The sequence below is a fragment of the Catenibacterium sp. genome, from assembly GCF_052354645.1.
Lineage (GTDB): Bacteria > Bacillota_I > Bacilli_A > Erysipelotrichales > Coprobacillaceae > Catenibacterium > Catenibacterium mitsuoka_A.
On record NZ_DAWDDM010000081.1, the window covers coordinates 6940 to 7657 of the forward strand.

At 35.7% G+C, this 718-nt stretch carries 2 protein-coding genes and 1 pseudogene; all 3 read left to right on the forward strand.

The window, feature by feature from the left end; genetic code table 11:
- Positions 1 to 260: hypothetical protein (locus ACT8VG_RS05140; protein WP_444195331.1), on the forward strand; the 260-nt coding region annotated here is incomplete at its 5' end.
- Entirely contained in the window at positions 257 to 511 is a 255-nt protein-coding gene (locus ACT8VG_RS05145; protein WP_444195332.1) for a transposase, read from the forward strand. The genes ACT8VG_RS05140 and ACT8VG_RS05145, both read left to right, overlap by 4 nt.
- A gap of 18 nt (positions 512 to 529) precedes the next feature.
- Positions 530 to 718: pseudogene (locus tag ACT8VG_RS05150) on the forward strand (zinc ribbon domain-containing protein); the annotation flags it as partial.

Here is a 718-nt window from a genome sequence, read left to right on the forward strand (position 1 = left end):
TCGACCCGGAATGGTTATTCAATCGTCTTTGTACCTTCTTTAAACCGGATGTCAATCCTATCGCCTATGAATACATGACACGGTCATTCTGTAATATTGACCCTGACAATGACGATAGAATTTTACCAACAATCTGGCGCAGTCGCTTTGAAATCATCGGTGATGGTGAACAGTGTGATCAACTTGAAAACTTAATCGAAAACTGTAATTTAACAAACGATGACCTTGCACTTATTCTGCAGACATTAGAATTAAAATAAAGCTCTGCAACGCAGAGCTTTATTTCTTTAAACTTAAGAGAAAGGAGAGCCCACTCAAAAAAGAAATATACAAAAAACAAAGGCTTAAGATACAGAAGCTTCATCATAGAATCGACAATATTCGTACTGATTACATCAATAAGATAATCGCAGAGATAGCGAAAACCAAGCCATCTTATATAACGATTGAAGGTTTAAACATATCAGGAATGATGAAGAACAGCCATCTTTCAAAGGCAGTTGCTTCTTAGAAGCTTTATGAATTTAAAACAAAGCTTCAAGCTAAATGCAAAGAGAACGGAATTGAACAACGAACAGTAGATAGATGGTTCCCATCATCTAAGACATGTCACTGTTGCAAGAATATCAGAAAAGATTTAAATCTTTTAGATAGAGTTTTCAAATGTGACTGTGGCTATATCGAAGACAGAGATTTCAATGCTGCACTTAATCTGAGA